This is a genomic window from Lacihabitans sp. LS3-19, assembly GCF_024343575.1.
In the GTDB taxonomy this organism is placed as follows: Bacteria; Bacteroidota; Bacteroidia; order Cytophagales; family Spirosomataceae; genus Leadbetterella.
Window position 1 is genome coordinate 1 of the sequence record NZ_RJUA01000065.1, and the last position, 1400, is coordinate 1400.

The 1400-nt window shown below is 31.6% G+C and carries 3 protein-coding genes and 1 tRNA gene; 2 read left to right on the forward strand and 2 right to left on the reverse strand.

Translation table 11 applies throughout. The features are described from left to right. Together EGI22_RS15290 and EGI22_RS15295 are read right to left on the reverse strand one after the other, a co-directional pair. Window positions 1-333: efflux RND transporter permease subunit (locus EGI22_RS15290; protein WP_255069316.1), on the reverse strand; the 333-nt coding region annotated here is incomplete at its 3' end. Between the two features lie 46 nt (window positions 334-379). After that, window positions 380-769 (reverse strand): hypothetical protein, encoded by a 390-nt coding sequence (locus tag EGI22_RS15295; protein WP_255068998.1) that lies wholly within the window; start codon window positions 767-769, stop codon window positions 380-382. 252 nt (window positions 770-1021) lie between these two features. Here EGI22_RS15295 and EGI22_RS15300 point away from each other — a divergent pair. After that, window positions 1022-1095 (forward strand) — tRNA-Ile (locus EGI22_RS15300). A 44-nt stretch (window positions 1096-1139) separates the two neighbouring features. Then, on the forward strand, window positions 1140-1400 hold a 261-nt coding region (locus EGI22_RS15305; protein ID WP_255069317.1), incomplete at its 3' end, for a GIY-YIG nuclease family protein.

Sequence of the window (1400 nt, forward strand, 5' to 3'; positions counted from 1 at the left end):
TGAAGTCAGCTGTCTAGCCAAATGAATATTTACATCATCAGAAAAAACGAGGGTAATAACTGATAACCCTTGTCGAGACACCGACCTGATGTCTTCGAGATTTTGAATGTTTACGAATTGAATTTCAAGAGGAGCTGTAATATACTGCTCTACTTCCTGAGCGGCCAATGTTGGTGCCAAAGTAAGCACCACTACTTGGTTGTTGGTAATATCAGGCACAGCATCAATAGGTAAGTTTTTCAAAGAAAACAAACCAGCTATCATACTGAGAGATACTACAATACCCACCACAAGTTTATGGTGAATACTATATCTGACGAGTTTATCAAACATAATAATGATTAAAAAAAATAAAGAAAATAATTAAGCTTAAAGAATTTTAGCCTAACTGGGGTGGATTTAGAAGAGATTTCAAATACTGAAATCTATATAAGTTTTGATAAGTTGAGGAGCTTGATTTTCCTTCAAAAAAAGTAACTGATTTTGAAAACTCAGAAATTATTTTTGCTGCAGGAATAAAAACCAAAAATGTAATGTGAGATTCGAAAGAAGGTAATTTCTTGTGTTCTTGATTAGACTTGTGTTTTGACTCCTTGGCATAATGCATCCAAAGAAAATCTTCAAAACTAATACCTTCTTGTTTGTGCTGCTGATAATGACTGTACAAGTCCCCAAACTTATAGGCCTCCGAAAACCCAACGGATTTTGGAAGTAAACCCTCTAAAAAGATTACGCTAGAGAGAATAAGTATGAAAAAACTTTTAATCATTCTCAAAATTAGACATAAATTTTCAATAAAACTGTGACTTTTATCCAAAATATCCTTTTAAAGGCACATATTAACAATTTATTAATATTTTTCCAAAAAAAACCAGTTTATAAAGATTTAATTAATAGCCAATTAGATTTTCACTTGCACAATAAGTAAAAATCATTTGAATTATTTTTTGATTTTTTTAATCTAAAAACTTACCTTTGCACTGCTTTTAAGGGAATCGAAATTCTTTTTTCTTAAAACACTGGGCCTATAGCTCATTCGGTTAGAGCAACTGACTCATAATCAGTAGGTGCCTGGTTCGATCCCAGGTGGGCCCACAAACCTCTTCAAATTTGAAGAGGTTTTTTTTATGCTATTTTTCATGAATGATATTTGCTGTTACATCTTATTTTCAGAAAAAATCAATAAATTCTATATTGGTGCAACTCAGTCTAATTTAGAAATAAGAATTAAGAATCACAATTCACATTTTTATCAGGGCCAACACTTCTCAAATTCTGCTGAAGATTGGAATTTATTTTTAAAAATCCCAACTGATAATTATGCCCATGCCATTCGACTAGAGAGAAAAATCAAATCTATGAAAAGCTCAAAATACATTTCCAACTTGAAAAAATATCCA

What these genes read in the sequence shown, in the direction of transcription:
- EGI22_RS15295 (WP_255068998.1), bottom strand. Translation starts at nt 769, where the DNA reads ATGATTAAAAGTTTTTTCATACTTATTCTCTCTAGCGTAATCTTTTTA.